The 18,721-nt window shown below is 52.7% G+C and carries 9 protein-coding genes; 1 reads left to right on the forward strand and 8 read right to left on the reverse strand.

Going from position 1 to position 18,721, the window contains the following annotated elements:
• Nucleotides 1-19 precede the first annotated feature (19 nt).
• The 6 genes from BFG58_RS14115 to BFG58_RS14140 form a co-directional block, all read right to left on the reverse strand.
• Nucleotides 20-8,257 (reverse strand): hemagglutinin repeat-containing protein, encoded by an 8,238-nt coding sequence (locus BFG58_RS14115; RefSeq protein WP_069719984.1) that lies wholly within the window; start codon nucleotides 8,255-8,257, stop codon nucleotides 20-22.
• A gap of 14 nt (nucleotides 8,258-8,271) precedes the next feature.
• Nucleotides 8,272-10,005: a ShlB/FhaC/HecB family hemolysin secretion/activation protein gene (locus BFG58_RS14120; protein ID WP_069719985.1), complete on the reverse strand. Its 1,734-nt coding sequence runs from the start codon at nucleotides 10,003-10,005 to the stop codon at nucleotides 8,272-8,274.
• A 17-nt stretch (nucleotides 10,006-10,022) separates the two neighbouring features.
• Complete coding sequence (locus BFG58_RS14125) at nucleotides 10,023-10,934, reverse strand: fimbrial protein (protein ID WP_231597130.1); 912 nt, start codon at nucleotides 10,932-10,934, stop codon at nucleotides 10,023-10,025.
• Nucleotides 10,935-11,039: 105 nt separating this feature from the next.
• The gene (locus BFG58_RS14130) at nucleotides 11,040-13,622 is read right to left on the reverse strand and encodes a fimbria/pilus outer membrane usher protein (RefSeq protein ID WP_069719986.1); all 2,583 of its coding nucleotides are present in this window, start codon (nucleotides 13,620-13,622) and stop codon (nucleotides 11,040-11,042) included.
• A gap of 32 nt (nucleotides 13,623-13,654) precedes the next feature.
• The gene (locus BFG58_RS14135) at nucleotides 13,655-14,389 is read right to left on the reverse strand and encodes a molecular chaperone (RefSeq protein ID WP_080474241.1); all 735 of its coding nucleotides are present in this window, start codon (nucleotides 14,387-14,389) and stop codon (nucleotides 13,655-13,657) included.
• A 63-nt stretch (nucleotides 14,390-14,452) separates the two neighbouring features.
• Nucleotides 14,453-15,013: a fimbrial protein gene (locus tag BFG58_RS14140; protein WP_045909925.1), complete on the reverse strand. Its 561-nt coding sequence runs from the start codon at nucleotides 15,011-15,013 to the stop codon at nucleotides 14,453-14,455.
• A gap of 448 nt (nucleotides 15,014-15,461) precedes the next feature.
• Between BFG58_RS14140 and speB the strand changes: the two genes are divergently transcribed.
• The gene (gene speB / locus BFG58_RS14145; RefSeq protein WP_069719987.1) at nucleotides 15,462-16,382 is read left to right on the forward strand and encodes an agmatinase; all 921 of its coding nucleotides are present in this window, start codon (nucleotides 15,462-15,464) and stop codon (nucleotides 16,380-16,382) included.
• A gap of 51 nt (nucleotides 16,383-16,433) precedes the next feature.
• Here speB and BFG58_RS14150 read toward each other — a convergent pair whose 3' ends face one another.
• Both BFG58_RS14150 and BFG58_RS14155 read right to left on the reverse strand, forming a co-directional pair.
• Complete coding sequence (locus BFG58_RS14150) at nucleotides 16,434-17,702, reverse strand: OprD family outer membrane porin (protein WP_069719988.1); 1,269 nt, start codon at nucleotides 17,700-17,702, stop codon at nucleotides 16,434-16,436.
• Between the two features lie 209 nt (nucleotides 17,703-17,911).
• Nucleotides 17,912-18,670: a M48 family metallopeptidase gene (locus tag BFG58_RS14155; protein WP_021242066.1), complete on the reverse strand. Its 759-nt coding sequence runs from the start codon at nucleotides 18,668-18,670 to the stop codon at nucleotides 17,912-17,914.
• Between the last annotated feature and the right edge of the window lie 51 nt (nucleotides 18,671-18,721).

The following is an 18,721-nucleotide window of genomic DNA, read 5'->3' on the forward strand; positions in this document are numbered from 1 at the left end:
AAAGTCAGACCCTTTTGTTTTAGCTGTACTGCTGGTCGGTGAAGGTGATTGTCACCGGGGCATAGATATTAATCGGTCGATCGATTTGCAACGCCTTCCACTGGGGACGCGCGTTCATCGCACCTTTGCTCATGTCGCCGTTCCACTGCTTGTGTTCCGGCGTTTTCGGCATATCCATCCCGGTTTGACCGGTGGACGATCCCGGAGAGAGCTTAACGTCATCGCCTTTGGTGTTGCTGTACGGCGCAACGCCGTTGGTCATGTCGCCATTCCACTGCTTGTGCTCCGGCGTTTTCGGCATATCCATCCCGGTTTGACCGGTGGACGACCCCGGAGAGAGCTTGACGTCATCGCCTTTGGTGTTGCTGGACGGCGCAACGCCGTTGGTCATGTCGCCATTCCACTTCCTGTGGTCCGGTGTTTTCGGCATGTCTTTACCGGTTTTAGCCGTCGCGGAGCCCGGAGAAAGCACCGGATAGTGAGTTTCCGGTACGGCCCATTTCTTCACTGGCGTAACCGTTGCGGCCTCTGGTTTTGCTTTTGGCGTCAACGGCTGAGACGCTGACGGCACGACTTTCGGCACGGCTTCACTGTGTGCTGTTTCAGACGCGACGGCCTCTTTATGCACCACCGAAGAGGCGGACGTGGAGGTCGTTGACGCCGTCGTTTTCTCAACCGTCATGTGCTGAGAATCGGACGTGGTGCGCGTCGTCGTTGTCGTGGTCTGCTGCGCTGAGCCCGGCTTAGTCGGCGTACACTTGTGTGGACAGCCGCCACCGCCCGTATGGCCGTCGTCCGGCACCGCTGGCGTATCGCTGTCTGCATCAGCGCCGTTTTTCTTCTTCTTGCGGATGCCCGGATCGGCGAGCGTGTAGGAGATGTTATTTCCTGCTTCTTTCTCATCACGCGTCACGGTCGACATTGCCTCTTTATCGGCGTTGAGTTCACCGTTTACCGCCGCGCTGGTCGTGTCACCCACTGCGATGGTGGATTTCTGCGTTTCGTTGTAGTGAATTTCATCCACGGTATCGACGTAGATGTTCGCAGACGGCACGACGGCCTTTTTGTCCTTCACGCTCAGGCCGATACCGCCGCCGCCGTACAAACCATCCTGCTCAACGTGGTCTTCCAGCGTTTTCGCATTGATATCGCCTGCAACGTTCACCGAGCCCGTACCGTCCTGAGACACCAGGTTGGCCCCGGTCATGTTCAGGTCGCCGCCGGTTTTGACATTCAGTTCGCCCGTGGTATTGATACCGGACTGCTTCGCTGTTTTAGCCGAATCGTAACTCTCGGAGCCTCCGCCCCCGTTTACGGATACGTTAGGGATAACGCCTGTCGACGTGCCCGATATGCCCACCGAGGCGCCCCAGTTACCGCGGCTGCTTTCGGTGTGCTCGGTATCCTGCACGGAGGTGACAGTCATGTCGCCCGCGACATTCACATCGGCCTTCGCAGCATCAATGTTAGCGCCCTTCATGTGCATATCACCGCCCGCGTTCACCGTCACATTTTCGCCGGTGAGGGTACTGTTCTGGTACGACGTCGAGCTGCCGGAACCGTGCTCCGTACTGCCGTTGTAATCGACCGAAACGCCGCCGCTTATGCCGGTAATATCCACGCCTACGCCTGCGGTAATACCGCCTTTGTGTTTGTCGGTTTCACTGGTGTAAGAGGTCGTTGATTTCGCCGCGTTGATGTCCACATCGCCACCCGCATTGATCTCCGTATTCTGCGAGTTCACGTTCACGCCGTTGAGCGTGGTATCGTTGGTTGAATTAATGCTGACGTTTTTAGCATTGATATTGGTGATGTTCTCCGCCGTTGCGGTGCTCGTTTCTTTCGTTTTCGTCGTATTACCGCCGAAAGTGACGGAGGCGCCAGCAAGATCGTTCAACAGGATGTTGGACACATCACCCAGCACTTCCGCCGTCGTGGTTCCGCCGTTAATTGACTGACCTTTCTGCGATTTATCAATCAGATTACCGGTTTTGTCGATCGCGTCAGCTACAGCACTGTGAGCCTCACCTGAAATACCGACAAAGCGGTCTTTGTGTGTGGTGGTGGTTTTGGTTTCATCCTCGTATTTGGTACTGGCGACATCCTGCGCGTTAATGCTGAGCTTATCGCCGGCTGAAAGGTCAGCGCCGCCAATATCCGCCGTTTTTCCTGCATTCACGGAACCGGAATCGGCAAAATTAATGGACGCGTTGGTGTTCTGCTTGCTCTGGGTCGACACGGTATCGGTCGTGTCTTCCATACCCACCCTGAAGCCTGCCGTATCGGTGATCGGCGCGCGGCCCGGTTTGTCGCCAACCGCGGAGGTTTCAGAGCTACCGCCCGCGCTGGAGTAGTCGCCAGAAGTGGTATTTTTTGTGGTGCCCTCGTTTTTGCCGTAGGACACCGAGGCGGATTTACCGCCGCCGCTGATTGAGGCATCAGCAATAAACTGACGAGACTGCGTGGTTTGTTCCTGAACGGACACGTTTTCAGAGGTTTTTATCTCAACGTTTTCTGCCGCATTGATGGCGCCGCCGTTGGCGTTAATGCTGCCGCCTTTCATGACCACATTCTTGCTGGCATCAATCTGAACGTTACCGCCAGCCTTGACGGTTGAGCCGATAGCTTCCCCGCTGACCGTTTTGGTGTCGGTGGTGGTATAGCTGGACAGACCGGTGATCTCGGTATTGATGGTACGGGTAGAATCAATCTGATGCAGGTCGTTGAAGGTGACGTCACCTTCGCTTGCCTTCATGTTCACATCCTGGCCTGCCGTAATATCCGCCGCGTTGGAGGTGATAGTTTTCGCCTGCATATTGATACTGCCGCCAGCGGTGACGCCGTCATCGTGCGCATGAATCATCTGCTTGCCGTCTTCGCCGTGGCCGACAGACGCGGTCAGAGTGATGTCGCCTTGTTCAGCCTTCATGTCAATGTCGCCACCGGCGTTCACTGCCGCACCGTTAGAGGCAATGTTGCCCTTTTCCGACGTCATTGAGACGTTATTACCCGCAGAGATGCCGGCATTGGTCGCGTTGCTGATATTTTTGATATCACCCTCGGCCACCAGCGTAACGTCACCCCGGGAGGAGAGGGTACCGTTCACGTTGTTGATGGCGGTGGCATCAACAGACAGGCTATTCCCGGCAGCGATGGACGCTGTGCCATTGCTGATATCACCGGAAGCCAGCTGGCGAAGGGTTTCAGGGCAAAGGTAGACCACCGGCACCAGCACTTCCGTCCCTTTGATGTTCTGGCTCACGAACCAGACGATATCCTGGGTCAGCCCATTGCGCTGCTCTTCGCTCAGGGGTTGGCCCACTACCAGATTCAGATCGCTGTTTTTCGCCGCAATCCCGGCGTTATCCATCAGATTCTGCACCAGCGCATCGCCTTCGAGACCGTCTCGTATCGCAAACATGCTGCCCACGGAGCGGCTGATCTCTCGACGAATCAATTCGGAGATGAAGTAGTTATCCCCAATGACGTTAACGGTCTCGGTGGTGGTGTAATCCACCTTGTCGAAATAGTAGTCAGAGCCGCTGTACTTGCTCTGGTCGATCATTTCCGGGCGCGTTTCGAAAATTGGAATGATGTGGTTGGCCGGGCCGCTGTATTCGGAACCGTTTTTCGCTGCCGCGGAGGCTTTTTTGAATTCGTCAGTGACTTCAAACATCCCCGGCAGGGAGACCAAATCCTTTATGGTCGGCAGCGGGCTAATCCCCATGGCCAGCTCTTCCAGCGTTTTGGTATTGACGGCAACATCATAGCCCGCAATGACCGTATCTACGCTGTAGTCACCCACGTCGATATTCTGAACAGTGGCGTTCTCTCTGATCGTACCCGCGTTCGCCAGGCCGTTATCCAGGGTGCCGCCATTATGCGTGAAGTTACGACCCGCCGTGATTTCGCCTTTTTCAGACGGCACAAAGTAGATCATATTCTTCTTCAGTGAGTTAGTGCTGGCATCACCGTCGTTGAGACTGTGCCATGCTGCGCTCAGGGTATCGTACTCCTGCGCGTTCCACGTTTCGCCAAACACTTTGCTCATGACATAGCTGAGCTGGGTTGAGGTATTTGCGGCGTCGATCAGGGATTTATAGCTACGATCTCTGTTCGGATCCTCGCTGCCGCTTTTGGTCTCGGGCTCGCCGTCGCCAAAGACGAAATCGAGGTATTGATATAGCGAGCTGAAGGTCAGCGTCGTGTAGTGCTCCGATGCCACCTTCCAGAAGTCGGTCAGCACGATCGGTTCATTGAGCGTGAGGTGCAGATAATCATACATCGATTCCGACGTATATTTTGGCGAGTTCAGAAGATTACCGGTAATGGTGATATCACGTCCCGCCTGGATCAGGCCGCCGGTATTTTTGATCTCTTTGTCCGCGAAGATATCGCGCTGGTTGATATTGATATCTTTGCCCGCGCTGATTTCGCCAAGTTTGTCCATGGCGATATCGGAGCTCAATACCGGAATGTGCAGCACCGTGGTGATGCTGACCTGCGTCATCACGTTATCTACACCGGACCACTGGCCCACTGCGTCCTGCGTTTGGGTTTGCGAAATCGTGCCGCCCGTATAGGTACTTTGGTTTTCCAGATAGGCTGCATCAATATTAATATTTTGCTCGGAACGAATGATCCCGGCGTAGTTAATCAGGCTTTTCGCGATGAGCGACATGTCGCCCATGCTCAGTATGTTGCCCGTAAAATCGTTAACAAAAGTGCCATTGCGGACATCAATATCCATCTGCCCCAGCGACCAAAGCAGGCTGTTACTGTTGTTCGTCATCCCACCGGCATGGATGTGCATATCCCCGCCCGTCACGACAGACTTGCTGTTGACAAATTTACCGTCTGCCTGCAGCGTCAGGTTGCCAATCACTTCCATCATGGTGTTATTGAACAGGGAGCCTTCGGTGCTCAGCGTCATATCATGACCCGCGCGGATATTGCGGGTCATGTCATCCAGGGTGAGGGAATCTTTCACCCTGAGCATTAAATCATGGCCCGCTTCGAGGATGCCGCTGGTGTTATTTAGCGTGTCAAGGTTGAGATTCATGTCGTTTCTGGCGACCGTTACGCCAGATTCATGATTATTCAGTTTCGACGCGTTGATCGTGACGTTATTACCGGCGATCAGACCATTTCTTTCGTTGGTGATCGTTCCTCCGGCCACATTAAGGGTGGTGTTATTTGCCCCAGAAATCACTGCCGCGTCAGAGTTGATCACATTGTGAGCGACGTTAAGAGACAAGTCGCTTTGCGTCGACACAATCACCGCCTGTTCGGTGTTGGCCAGGTTTTGCGCGTTAATCGTGATGTCGCCGCCCGCCACGATAGTGGATACTGACTGCTGTCCATCATCAGCGGTGATACTGCCGAGATTACTCAGCGTGTCGGCAACTATCTCCAGCGGTCCATTAACGGCCTGGATGATGCCCGCCGTGCGGTTTGTCACAACGCCAATGGCGTTCAGGACCGTTTTCATATCGGCGGAGATCACCGCGCTGTCGCTGTTGACGAGGGACTCAACGTCTTCAATCGTCAGATTACGCAGCGCAACCAACACATGATCTTCGCCTTTGTTGGTCAGGTTTTTAACGTTGCGAATGATCAGATCCAGGCCCGCCTGAACCACACCTTCGTTATTCAGGTCGTCAACGTCGTCGATCGCAATGGTCCCGTTGCCGATCATCACGGCGCGGTTGTTCAACGTCTTCACGCCGCTGATATTCAGATCGCCAGCAGAGGCAATCACCGCATCGCTGCTGTTGTTAAGCGTGGTTGCTCCCGCGATGGAGAGAGCGGCATCCGATTTAATCATCGAGGCGCCGCTGTTATTCAGGGTACCTACGTTTCTCAGCGTGGTGTTTTCTGCGCCGAACAGGGTTGCACCTTCAGTGTTATTGAGGGTGTTCACATCGGACAATGACAGCGTGCCGTCAGAAATCACAAAGCTGCCGGTGTTATTGAGCGTGTTGAGATGGGTCAGTTGCAGCGTCTTGCTGGCATACAGCGTAGCGGCGTTCAGGTTATCGATGGCGCTAACGCGATCGAGCGTCAGGCTACCGGCCTGAATCGTTGAGGCGTCGTTAAGCAACGATGTTGCTGAAACGGAGAGGTTTTCTCTTGCCGCGATCAGTGCGTCATGCGTATTTGCGAGGGTGGAAATTCCGCTGGCATGGACATTTTCACCCTGGAACAGCCCATCGTTATTGTTTACGGCCAGCGCGCCGTCGCCATTTAGGGTCAGATTCTTTCCGGCAACAATGCTGCCTTTTTGACTGTTCAGCAGCGCTTTTTTGACATCAAGCTGCATGTCTGTGCCCGCACTCAGCGTGCCGCCCTGGTTTTTCAGATTCTCGGTGGCGATGGTCAACTTCTCGCTCGCGCTGACGCTGCCGCGGTTACTGACGGTTGCACCGGCCTTACGGGTACTTGCGGAGACATTACGCCCTGCAATACGTCCGGTATTGCTGAGGGTGTCACCGCCGGATGTCAGCGTCACGTCATGCTTGTTGCTGGCAATGGTGCCGTCGTTGACGATATTACCGTCGGCATCAATAAAGATCAGCGCATCGTTACCGCTCAGGGTACCGCTGTTTGACAGATCACCGTCGACGTTAATGCGCATCTCACCGCTATCCGCACCGATATGACCACTATTGTTAAGGGCGCTGGCGGTCATGACCAGATTGTTATCCGCGTAGAGGCGGCCTGCATTGTCAAGATGACCGACAGACAGCGTCTGGGCGTTGCTGGCATAGAGAATGCCATTGTTCTTCATCGAACCTGATGCAATCCGGATATCCCCTGTGGCGCTGACGGAACCCTTGTTTTCAAACGCGCCGGTCAGGTTGAACTGAAGTGTTCCTCTCTTCGCGAGAATAACGCCTTCATTGTTGGTCATGCTGCCCGCAGTGATGTTGATATCACCACTGTTGCTGACGACCTCCGCGTCGGAGACGAGAGTGCTGAATGGCACCTGCTGGCCATTCTGAATGACGACAAAATCGCCATTTTTTAACGTAACGACGCCACCGGAAATGACGGCTCCGTTAGCATCCAGCGCCTTGAGTTTGCCGGAAAGGGTGTACTGCCCGGCAACATTAATCTGAATCGCGGGAACCGCTGTCGTCGCACTGTTTTGCGCGAGGATTGCCGCCGTGTTTTGCAGCAGGGTAGACGCATCAATGCGGATGGTACCGGTACGGGAGATCAGGTCGTTATTCACCGTCAGGCCGGAGAGGGCATGCAGGATAATATTATTCTGCGCTTCGGTGCTCCCGGCGCCGCTGCTGTTTTTATTGAGGGCAATATTGTTGCCGCTGACGGTGACGTTTTTGTCGCTGCGTATGCCCGTCAGCGTCACGTCGCCGTTAGCGCTGATCTCAAGATCATCCGTGGCTATGATACTGCCCTGGTGACGGACGCCCGCGCCGGACTCGGTACTGATAAGCTGAATTTTACCGCCGTACATCGATCCCATTGCCCGACCATCAATCGCGACATCCGGTGCGTGTCCGTCACCCGCATTGCGAACGCTATGCACGCGGCTGGAGAGGTCGTAATCGTTCTGGCCCGCAACAACCTTGATGTCGGCCTGACCCGCAATTTCACCTTCCAGTTGAGCGCTTCGGCTGACGATGTCGAAGTAAGTCAGCCCTTCGGTAGAAATGCCTTGTCCCGTGACAGAAACGTTACCTTTCTCAACCGCAAGTTTATAGTTGCCGTCCTCTTTCATCTGTACCTTACCGGTACTTAGCGTCAGGCTGTTGGCATTAATGGTGGTGGCGCCGTTAACGCTAATGCCGTTTTCGTTGGCAACGATCACGTCCGCTTTTCTGCCAAAGACTTCCATCGTTCCGTTAATATAGGAGGCCTGGGCACCCGTCACTTCACTGATAATGGCTTTTGCTTCATGCTCAAGCTGGGCGTTTTTAACCGTATAGCCCCCGATCTTAGACACGCCATCCTGCATGCTGTTGTTAAAGATCAGACCATTTTTATCAACGTTAAACTGGTCAAATTTATTCAGTGAAACACCTTTCGCATTCGGATCGGTGATATTCACGACTGGTGTGCCGTTAGCCGCCTGGCCCATGGTTGGCCCTTTACTCTGGCTGGCATCCGGCACCGTCGCGGCTTCGGCATTAGCGGCGAGGATACCCGCTATCGAAATAAAAAGGGGACAAAGGTGTTTATGCAAATTCCCAGCGGTTAGCTTCGTTTTTGAAGTTTTATTATTGCTCATAAAAATTCCTTAAATTAGAAAGTTACTTCCATCTTGTAATAAACGACCGTGTTATCGACGGTATTCTCTTCCAGTGAATCTGGTTTTTTTATAGGCCAGCCCGCGAGGACATATGTTGAGAAATGGCTACCGGTAGCTTTAATTCCGACCGAGCCACCCATCATGAATTGGCTGTCACATACGTTGACGCCTTTAGGGCAATTATCTTTGGCAAAGCCCAGGTCATAACCTAAATAGGGAATAAGCTGATAAATACCGCCGATGCCAATATCAAAAGGAAACTGCAGCGTATTGGCGATCCAGCCGCCGCTATCAACCAGCAGGCTATCGTCCTTAAATCCGCGCACGGTGAATTCATCGCCCAGCGTTAATTTGGCATCGCTGACCAGGACGTGCGGGGTGTACTGGAACCCGGCGTTGAGTTCATAGACGCCACCCAGACGGCCAGCCTGAAAAAGCGGACGCGTCCAGCTGGCAATGCCGTTGTACTTGACGTAATCAAGGTCAAAACCTTTGAGATCGGCATCGTTTTTCCAGGCAGAACCGAACCAGGGAACCGCCGCTGTCACGCCCACATCGCCATAGAACCAGCCGTTCATCAGGGCGCCGACCCACGTTGCGCCTGACGACATCGCGGTATAGGTTTTAGAGCTGACGTCTATACGGTGGTTTTCAATGCTGTTGTCGCTGTTACGTCTTTCGACTTTTGCCCACCAGCTGGTTTTACCCGTGGCGTTACGGCCCAGCATGCGGCTGATACGCAGTGAAGCGCGGTCTGAATCTCCGTCAGACGCGTAGCTGGCGTTATTGCCGGCAAGGGTTTTATCGTAGCTGGATTTGTAATAAAGCGCGTCGAATGACCAGTAACCCAGCGGGATGCTGTAACTCGTTGACCACGAATCCTGATTATCCTGGTTATTTTTCAGGTTATTCCATGAATAATATACGTTGAAAATATCATTGATACCGGCAATGTTTTTAGCGGTTACGCTGCCATAATACTGCTGCCAGCCGTCAGCCTTAATGCCAGAGTTGTTAAGGCCCGCGGCAACGGAAAGGGGGAATTCAGGCTTGTGCAGCAGATTAAGATCGGAATAGCTGTTTACAATCGACGGCTGAATATCAATATTGTCTTTGGGATAAACGCGCAGCAAGTTTTCGACCATCTGATCGATATCCTGCATGTTCAGAATCTTGTCTTTCGCAAAAGGGTAGGCAGTGAACAGGCGCGTGCGTTCACGGAGAGACGGTTCATGCCCGTTAACCTTAAGATTGTTTATTTTTCCCCAGAGCACCCGTAGAGAGAGCGTACCCGTTTTGATATTGCCTGGCTCAATACCAATAAGCGTTGTGGCATAACCGCGAGAAATATAAAAATCGGTCAGCTCTTTAACCAGTTCAAATATTTCTGTTCTGCCGAGCATTTTGCCTTCATAGCGATCGATAATCGCCTGACGCAGTGGCGAACCGTCAAACAGGACATCATCAAGAATAACGATATGATTGATCTGAAAGCGCCAGCTCGAGTCGCTGCTGGTCAGGGTTTCTTCTCCGGCTTCACGCAATTTTTTTTGTTGCTGGATTAACCGTTCGTTCCGCTTGGCTTCTTCTATTAATGCCTGGCTGGTTTGTCTTTCGAGACGATCCAGTTCCTGTTTATTTTGCTGGCCGGGAAGTGCCGCCGTAGCGTGAGCCGCAGGAATGAGCGGCACTAATAAAAGCGCATATTTTGAAAAACGCTGAAGCACGAATCTCTCCTTGAAAATTATTGTATAGCCATGGTGTATTGAATTGCGCCGACCACCCTGCCAGCACTTAATGAATTTGCGCGATTAACTTCTGTAGGAACGTAAATCTGAGCCTGATAGTTTTTCGTTACTCGGGATGAAACCGGGAAAACAATGAGTTTCTCAAGAATAAGGGGCGTTGAAACATACGTGCTCGATTTTTCGTAAACCATAATCGCGAAGTTTTGGGCGTAGCCTTCGCCGGTCTCCACCCCCAGAATACCGCTCGATTCTGCGAATTTTGTCCTGAGCATAGAAGAGATAGTTAAGCCAACTTGTTCCGCTTCCGGGCACGTGATGGTAATAGAAAAGTCTTTTTTATCGCCCTGGTAATTTGGTGTGTTCTGGAATGAGGCAATACTGTAGGTCCCTAAATTGACGTTTGTCGACGAGGGATAAATGGAGCATGAACGCGTATTCACTTTAATCGGTACTGATAAATTGATAGTAAGAATACGAAGCTCATCCTCTGGCGTGAGCAAAGGTTTGACTTTTACGTTAACCATTTCACCGGCAGGGATCTCGGTTTCACCCTGATTAATGGTGCCGGTCTGAACAAACTCCAGTAGCACCGTGCTGTTATCGATTGAACAGCTCGGACTACAGGTCACAGGAGAGCCGGAGTTACCCGGCACCCAGGCGTTTCCGGTATTGGCTGGCCATTTCATCCGAATACCAATGCCCGGAATTTCGGTTGCATAGACTTTATCTATCGAGGAAGAGAGATAATTTCGGCTGTATGCAGTGTGCCACTGCGTTTGCGTTGATTCATCACAGCTATATTTGATGTTAGGTGCGGTATAGGTTTTAGACCATAATACCGTTCCTGCGGAGCCTTTATCCGCAGGGTTCAGCGTAATGTTGTCTGTGATATTTAACACTTTTTCCACACCGTCGATTCTGCACGCTGAGGCTTTTACTTCAAGGCTAAATATCCATAACAGTGATAATATAAGGAGATAAAGCAGAGTCGTAATGTATTTATTCATTTTCTCTTAAAGGCCTTTGCAGATAATATCTATTGCATCAAAGGAGGTGGCTTTATTCATATTGCGGTTTTTTCTGTTATCAGAAAGGTGATTGACCTCTGCTGAGCACGTATTCATCACCTTATTGCTATTCCATTTAATAACGATCGGCTTGCCAGATTCAGGCAAGGTCAACATTGCCAGGCCACCCTGGCCGACCATACCGAGCGTGGCGTCGCTACCGTCGGTAATGGATGCACCGAAGGGGATCTTCTGCCCGGAGGCATGTGTGAAGCGCACAAAGGTCTGTTGCTTCTGCTGCGTTTCCATTTTGATATGCACGGCGGCACCCGCGGTGGGCACAATGCTCTTACGCGTATCCTCGACGTCGACGCTCATTGATGTACCTTTTGGATCAATGAAGACATCGTTGTATCGGTAAGGCGTCAGATAGCCGACAATGCCATAGCCGTTATCTTTAATGACCGCATTTGAATCAGGGTAAACTCTTGCCCCTTCAGCGCCTTTGGCCTCGATTACGCCAATGGTGTCGCCTAACGTTGGGGTCAAATTGATGCCGCCACGGTGCACAACCACGCCACCGTTCATATTCAGACCGCCCATGAAGCTGTGGAGGGACTGGCTGAACGCGACGCCGCCGGAAGCGCTATCGCCCACGTAAGAAAGGTTGGTACCGAAGTTGGTTTCCGGCCTGCTGGACTCGCTGAAGTAGCCGCTGAAGCCATACTGTGAGCGCTCGCCAGCCGAGCCGCTGAGCGAGGTGCGGATGGTGGCCTCATCGCTGTTGTAGCTAAAGTTCGCCCCCAGGCGGGCCTGTTTTTCATAACGATGGCCAAGCGGCATGGATACGCTCAGGTAGATCGTATCGTCATGACCACCGTCTTCATTATTGGTTCGGCCAAGTGAAATACCCCAGGTCGACGTGCCAAACCGGTTGTTGTATCCCAGCGCGTAGTTGGATTTTTCCGTGCGGCCCAGTTCATCGTTCCAGACGTTGCCGATGAAACCACTGACGTAAAAACTTCCCCAGCCGGCAGGCAGCATCTGGTTGATGTTTGCTTCCAGGCGTTCACGGTAGCGCTCGGGTAAATATCGGTCGTTACCGTGCTCCAGCGCCTGCTTCACGCTGACGGCATCCGCCAGCGAGTAGTAATCTTTACTGGAGTAGCGGTAACCTACCAGACTGAAGTTTGTACCGGTTTCTGAAAGGTTTTTAGCAAGACTGATTCGCAGGGACATGTCACACAGTGAACCGCAGTCATCGCTCCCCATACCTGTGTTAAAGTTCGTATAAGAGCGGGTAACGTCCAGACCTAATGCCCCGAGCGGGGTATTGATGGCCACACCACCCAGCAGGGCGTTGTAATCGCCATCAAACGCGGTTTGCGCACCCACGTACCCCGTCAGATTATTCAGCAGACCGTACTGAAGCGTGCCCTCGGTCATCCATGGCGCATCGGCAAGATACGTATTACGCATTTCCCCCGACGAGAGCGAATAGCGGAAGTAACCTTCGCGCAACAGCTGCGGAACGCTGGAGTAGGGGACCGTAAAGGTGTTGATGGTGCCATCCGTCTCTTTGACGGTGACCTCCAGATCGCCGTTGTAGCCTGTTGCATAGAGATCGCTGATGGCAAACTCACCCGGCGGCACCACTTTTTCGTAGAGGGTGCTGTCGGACTGCTTAATGGTGACCGTGGCGTTGCTGTTGGCAAAACCCCGTACAACAGGCGCGTAGTAGCGCACGGAGTCCGGCAGCATGCGATCGTCGGTGGCAAGCCTTGCGCCGCGAATGGCCGTTGTATCAAACATCTCCCCGCTGGTGTTGAGATCGCCCAGCACCACTTCAGACTGCAATGCTGCAATCCCCCGGCTGGCAAATGCCTGCAGATGATCGACCCCCTCATCGTCAATATCGTTGCCGAGGTTCAGGGTGTCATAGGTCACAAAACGCCACGCCCCGAGGGTCATCGCCGTTTGCAGGTTACCAAAGAGATAGTTGCTGGTTTCGCCCAACTCACGGTTGCGCGTGCTTGAACCACTCAGCGCATAGGAGGCCATGAGGGTAGGTTCACCGTCGTCCCATAGCTCAGGGCTGATGTATCCCTCCGGCGTATTAAGCAGCATCGCCTGCGGGACGGTGACGTCCAGACGCTCATCATCCTGGTTGTAGGTCACGGTTGCGCCGGGCACAAGCGTTTCAAGGATCAGGCAGCGGCCCGTTTTCCAGTTTTCCGGCAGTTTGCGGGTGTCGACGTCAAAGCGGATAATCATTTCAGGCGTCATGCAGGCATTTACGCCCTGCTTATTTTTTGCCGGAATAAATGAAATGGGCCAGGTGCCTAATTTCCTCAGGTTGCTAAATACTTCCAGTTTGTAATCTCCGGGCTGGATTTTATCTACCCCGTCGAACTGGCTAAGGTCTAACCCACTGTTATAGAAATTCATAAAGCCGCGAGAAAAGTTTACCGCTTTTTTCTCTGCTTCGGCGTTAGCCTGGCCTGAAACGCACAATGCCAGAATAATGATCTGGCCAAGGGTGCTTTTCGCTTTTTTGAGAAGCCTGTATTTATTATGGCGTGCGGACATTTAACCTTCCCAAAGGTAGAACGTATAAAATATTAAAAGTTATAAGTGCGCTTAATATATGCGCCTAAATCAGTGATATAGTTGTATTTAAATATGCCGCGTCCGCTCACTGCGCTGACCTGCGGAAAGTGATAAACCAGCGTTCCATAAGGGACAATCATGTCACCCGGGATCTCGATGTCTTTATTGTCGGCATTCGTCAGCCAGACGCTGGTCATGCTCACGTGGAAAGGTGAGTTATTGGTTCCCACCACGTCGTAGCCTTTTGCCGCTTTACGCAATTCCCACTTCAGATCGTCGCCAGCCTGCATGGGATTGCCCTTCAGGCCCGCTGGGCGATAGAAAAATTTGATCATTGTGCGGAACGCCATTTTTATCTGGTTCTGATCCGCCTCTTCAGGCAGTTCTGGTGGAATATCCAGCACGTTTAGCCAGAGCAGCGTTTCGCGATCTTTCGGGTATTTTCCTGCGGCTTCCGCTGTCTGGAAGATACGGAAAACTTTCCCTTTTTGACCGTTAACGCGCGCAGCGGGAGGGTTGATAAAGAACGGAAGGTTCTCCTTCTCTGTTCCATCGGTTTTATCGGTGCTGGAAAGCCATACCTGCACCAACTCCGGGTTTTTACTGAGGTTATTCACGCGAACGGTTTGTTCACTCTCGTTTGCATTGAATGCCACGCGAGTCGTTAAAATTTGTATAGTGGCGTTGGCGCAGGGGAACCACGTCAATGTCACCATTAACATCACTTTCAAAATATTACTGACCATCAGGCTCAACGTTCCTATATGTGGCAGGGAAAGCAGTGGGATAAATCCCACTGCTTAGAGGTATTACTGATACTTAATGGAATAAACGACGTCAGTGGTGACTTTACCGGCCGTCGCCGCACCGCCGGTGGCAACGTATTGCGCCCAGTAGTCGAAGCGAGCGGTATTACCTGTAATGGTCGCTGTTTTCGGACTGTTGTTTGCGGTGTTCAGGTTCATAACCGCTTTGCTGGAATCTAACAGGCCGATTTCAACTTTATCGGCACCGCCCGTCGTGACGGTGTTTCTCAGGTTACCGGTGGTGGCGTTGATATTGGTGCTCTGTGCCAGTTCGAAGAAGACGCTGGCGACTTTGTTGTTGGTGCAATTTGCACCGCTCAGTTTAATGAAGAATGGCGTGTCACCCGCGCGTTGACCAGCTGTTGCCAGCGCGGTGGTGCTGACGCTTGGCAGATGCACGGTGAAATCAGGAGAGGTGGATTCACCCTGTGCATCACCGCCTGTAATAGCACAGGTTGCGTCACTGATAGTACCGTCAAAGGTAATCGTGCCATCTTCTGCCGCTGCTGCAGAACCCGCTCCCGCCAGAATGGTAAAAAGACCAATTTTTAAATATTTGTTCATAAGTAATTCCATTTAGAAATAAATTTTAATAAAGCGGCGGGATTGTAGGGAGTAAAATAAGAGAAAACTACACGCTATAACTAAATAAAATCCGAATTCGGACTATCTCATGCTGTCTATGTATGTATGAATGTGTTATGGAAAGACTTTACTCTTGAATTATAAGGGGTGAGCCCGTAATGGGAGTATTTAAATATTCATTGGGAAAATATTAGAGATGTAAAGATTATAATATTTTTATGGCTATTGTTTTATTCGATGAATGGTAGGGGTTGGCTATATAATTTGTATTTATGAGTCGCTTGAATTTAATGGAGTCAGGCGCTATTCTTAGCGCCATACAGCATTACGATATGAAACGATCCCTTCCTCGTCGGGCTTAACGACGCGGAAGGGATTTTTTTTCACCTTTAGCAACGATCGTCTATCTATGATACGAGGACAGGACATGAGCACTTTAGGTCATCAGTACGATAACTCTCTGGTATCTAACGCGTTTGGTTTTTTACGCCTTCCGATGAACTTCCAGCCGTACGACAGTGACGCGGACTGGGTGATCACTGGCGTGCCGTTCGACATGGCAACGTCAGGCCGTGCGGGTGGGCGTCATGGCCCGGCAGCGATCCGTCAGGTTTCCACTAACCTGGCCTGGGAGCACAACCGTTTCCCGTGGAACTTCGACATGCGCGAGCGCCTGAACGTGGTGGACTGCGGTGACCTGGTGTATGCCTTTGGTGATGCGCGTGAGATGAGCGAAAAGCTGCAGGCCCACGCCGAGAAGTTGCTGGCTGCCGGTAAGCGCATGCTCTCCTTCGGCGGCGACCACTTCGTGACCCTGCCGCTGCTGCGTGCCCACGCGAAGCACTTCGGTAAAATGGCGCTGGTACACTTTGATGCGCATACCGACACCTACGCGAACGGCTGTGAGTTTGACCACGGCACCATGTTCTTTACCGCGCCGAACGAAGGTCTGATCGACCCGAGCCACTCCGTGCAGATCGGTATTCGCACTGAGTTCGACAAAGATAACGGCTTCACCGTGCTGGATGCGGGTCAGGTTAACGACCGCGGCGTGGATGACATCCTCGCGCAGGTGAAGCAGATCGTGGGTGATATGCCCGTGTATCTGACCTTCGACATCGACTGCCTCGATCCGGCATTTGCACCGGGTACCGGTACCCCGGTAATCGGCGGCCTGACCTCAGACCGCGCCATCAAGCTGGTGCGCGGCCTGAAGGATCTCAACATTGTCGGGATGGACGTGGTGGAAGTGGCGCCTGCGTACGACCAGTCCGAGATCACTGCGCTGGCCGCAGCGACCCTGGCACTGGAAATGCTCTACATCCAGGCAGCCAAAAAAGGCGAATAAGCCTCTTCTGGCGTAAAAAAAACCTCTCCCTGGAGAGGTTTTTTATTGCCTTTAGAACATGTTAAACGGGTATTCCACGTAAGCGCGGATCTCGTCCCCGCCCACGTTATAGTCGCTGGCGTTGCTGGAGACGCGCAGCACGGAATAGCGCAGTTTCAGTTTCAGATCCTTCGCCGGGCCATCCTGCACCTGGTACTGGATCTGGTTAAACCACTCGTGCTCTTTGCCGTTGCTGGTTTCCGCGGTTTTGATGTTGTCCCCGCGCACGTAGGCGGTGGTCCAGCTCAGACCCGGCAGGCCAAGGCCGCCAAAGTCCAGACCGTAGGATGCCTGCCAGGAACGTTCATCTTCGCCGTTAAAATCAGACCAGTAGGAGTTTGCCAGCCAGATGGTGTTACCGCCATCACCCACGCCGCCCTGGTCGCGGTAGCCGCCGTAGTTGTAGCCGGTGCTGCCGCTGCTCTGCTGGTACGCCACTTTGAACGTGTGAATATCCCAGATGTAGCTCGCCGCCAGGCTCCAGATAGCGTTGCTGCGGCCCGTATCGAGGCTGTCCGCGTAACTCTGATCGAGACGGGAGTTATAGCCGTTGAAGTCGAGCACCAACTGCTGCCCGGTGCTGAACGGCTGTTTGAAGTTCAGGCCCAGATACTGCTTGTTCATCACCTCTTCATTGTGAGAGGCGTAAAACGCGCCGCTGAACTGATCGTTGAACTGGTAGCTCGCGCCGCCGAAGGAGAGGCTCTTCAGCCCGCTGTCGTGGCGGTCGTCACTTTTACGCTGCTCGTCGGTGAAATAACCGGCGTTAATTTCCAGACCGTCGATCTCTTTTGAGGTCAGCATAGCGCCGGTGTAGCTTTCAAAGAGCAGGCGAGAGCTGTCGGCATTGACGATGGGCAGCTCAGGACGCTGATTCCCGTAGCTCAGTACGGTATTCGAGATGCGCATTTTGGCGGTTGCGCCAAACTTTGCCAGATCGGATTTTGCCCGGCCGTCGTCTTCCTGCTTAAAGAAGTCGATGCCGCCTGCGCCGCTCTTGCCGCGACCGCCGTCCAGGCGCACGCCGTATTGAGCAATACCGTCCACACCAAAGCCCACCAGCCCTTCGGTATAGCCGGATGCAAACGTGGCGATGATCCCCTGACCCCATTCGGCTTTGTCCTGCTGGCCCTGATGATAATCACGGCTGATGTACGCATTGCGTAAAAACAGGTCCAGATGGCTGTCGTCAATAAAACCCTGGCTGTCGGATTGCTGGCTTGCAGCGGCAGGTAATGCGGAAAATAAACTTAAAGCAATTAATGATAATTCTTTTTTCACGGAGGGAACGTCTCTGTCTGGATATATTAATTGAATAACTGCAGGGGTGATAATTACCGGAAAAAGTGACCTTTGCAATAATTATGTGACCAGACGTTTCAATGTGACAGGGCAGATTTGGCGGGGCTTTCAGAGGTGTTATCGATACGTGCTGTTAAGTTAACATTTCATGCGAAATAAAAAGGAGGCAAAACTGCCTCCTTCTGAAATTATTTAATTCCGTCTGCGGCCATACGGTCGCGAATATGCTGTGCGCGCTCTTCTGAGGCAGGGTGATCGTCAAACATAGAGCTTTGACGTCCTGCTTCCAGTTTGGCCAGTTTTTCAAAGCTGGTGGCTAAACCGGATGGATTAATGCCGCGTTTGCGCAACAGATCGTAGGAGTAGTCATCCGCTTCGGACTCCTGACGCTGGGAGAACTGGGAGTTCACCAGTTTTTCACCCACGTCGCCAAGCTGTGACTGGGACAGGCTGCCAACGATACCGCCTGCTGAGGCCGCCGCTGCGCGGATGGCATTGGTGCCTAAGGCAACCTGCATCCCTTTCTTCACGTGGCCCAGCGCAACGTGGCCCATTTCATGGCCGATGACCGCTTCCACTTCGTTGTCGGTCATCATATCCATCAGGCCGCTGTAAACGCGGATACAGCCGTTCGCCATCGCGAAGGCGTTGACGTCTTTCGCCATGTAAACCTTGTAGTTCACCGGCTGGCCGTTGATGTTATCGCCCAGCGCGGAAGCAATCTTATTCAGACGCTGCGTGTAGGTACTGTTAGCCGGCGCAAGCGTGGCTTTTCCGTCCATATCTTTACATGCCTGGTCGCTCAGCGCTTTTACCTGCGCATCGCTCAGGGAATAGGCCTGAAAGGCCTCTGCGCCTGAGGTCATCAGGCCGTTAGAATCCATATTCTGACAGCCGCTCAGCAGGAGCGTTGTACCCAGGGCCAGCACTATTGCACGCATTTTCATGAGGTTGCTTCCGTACTCGTTAATCTGAATAAAATCCGAAAAGTGCACCGT

The sequence above is a fragment of the Enterobacter sp. ku-bf2 genome, assembly GCF_001742765.1.
Classification (GTDB): domain Bacteria; phylum Pseudomonadota; class Gammaproteobacteria; order Enterobacterales; family Enterobacteriaceae; genus Enterobacter; species Enterobacter quasiroggenkampii.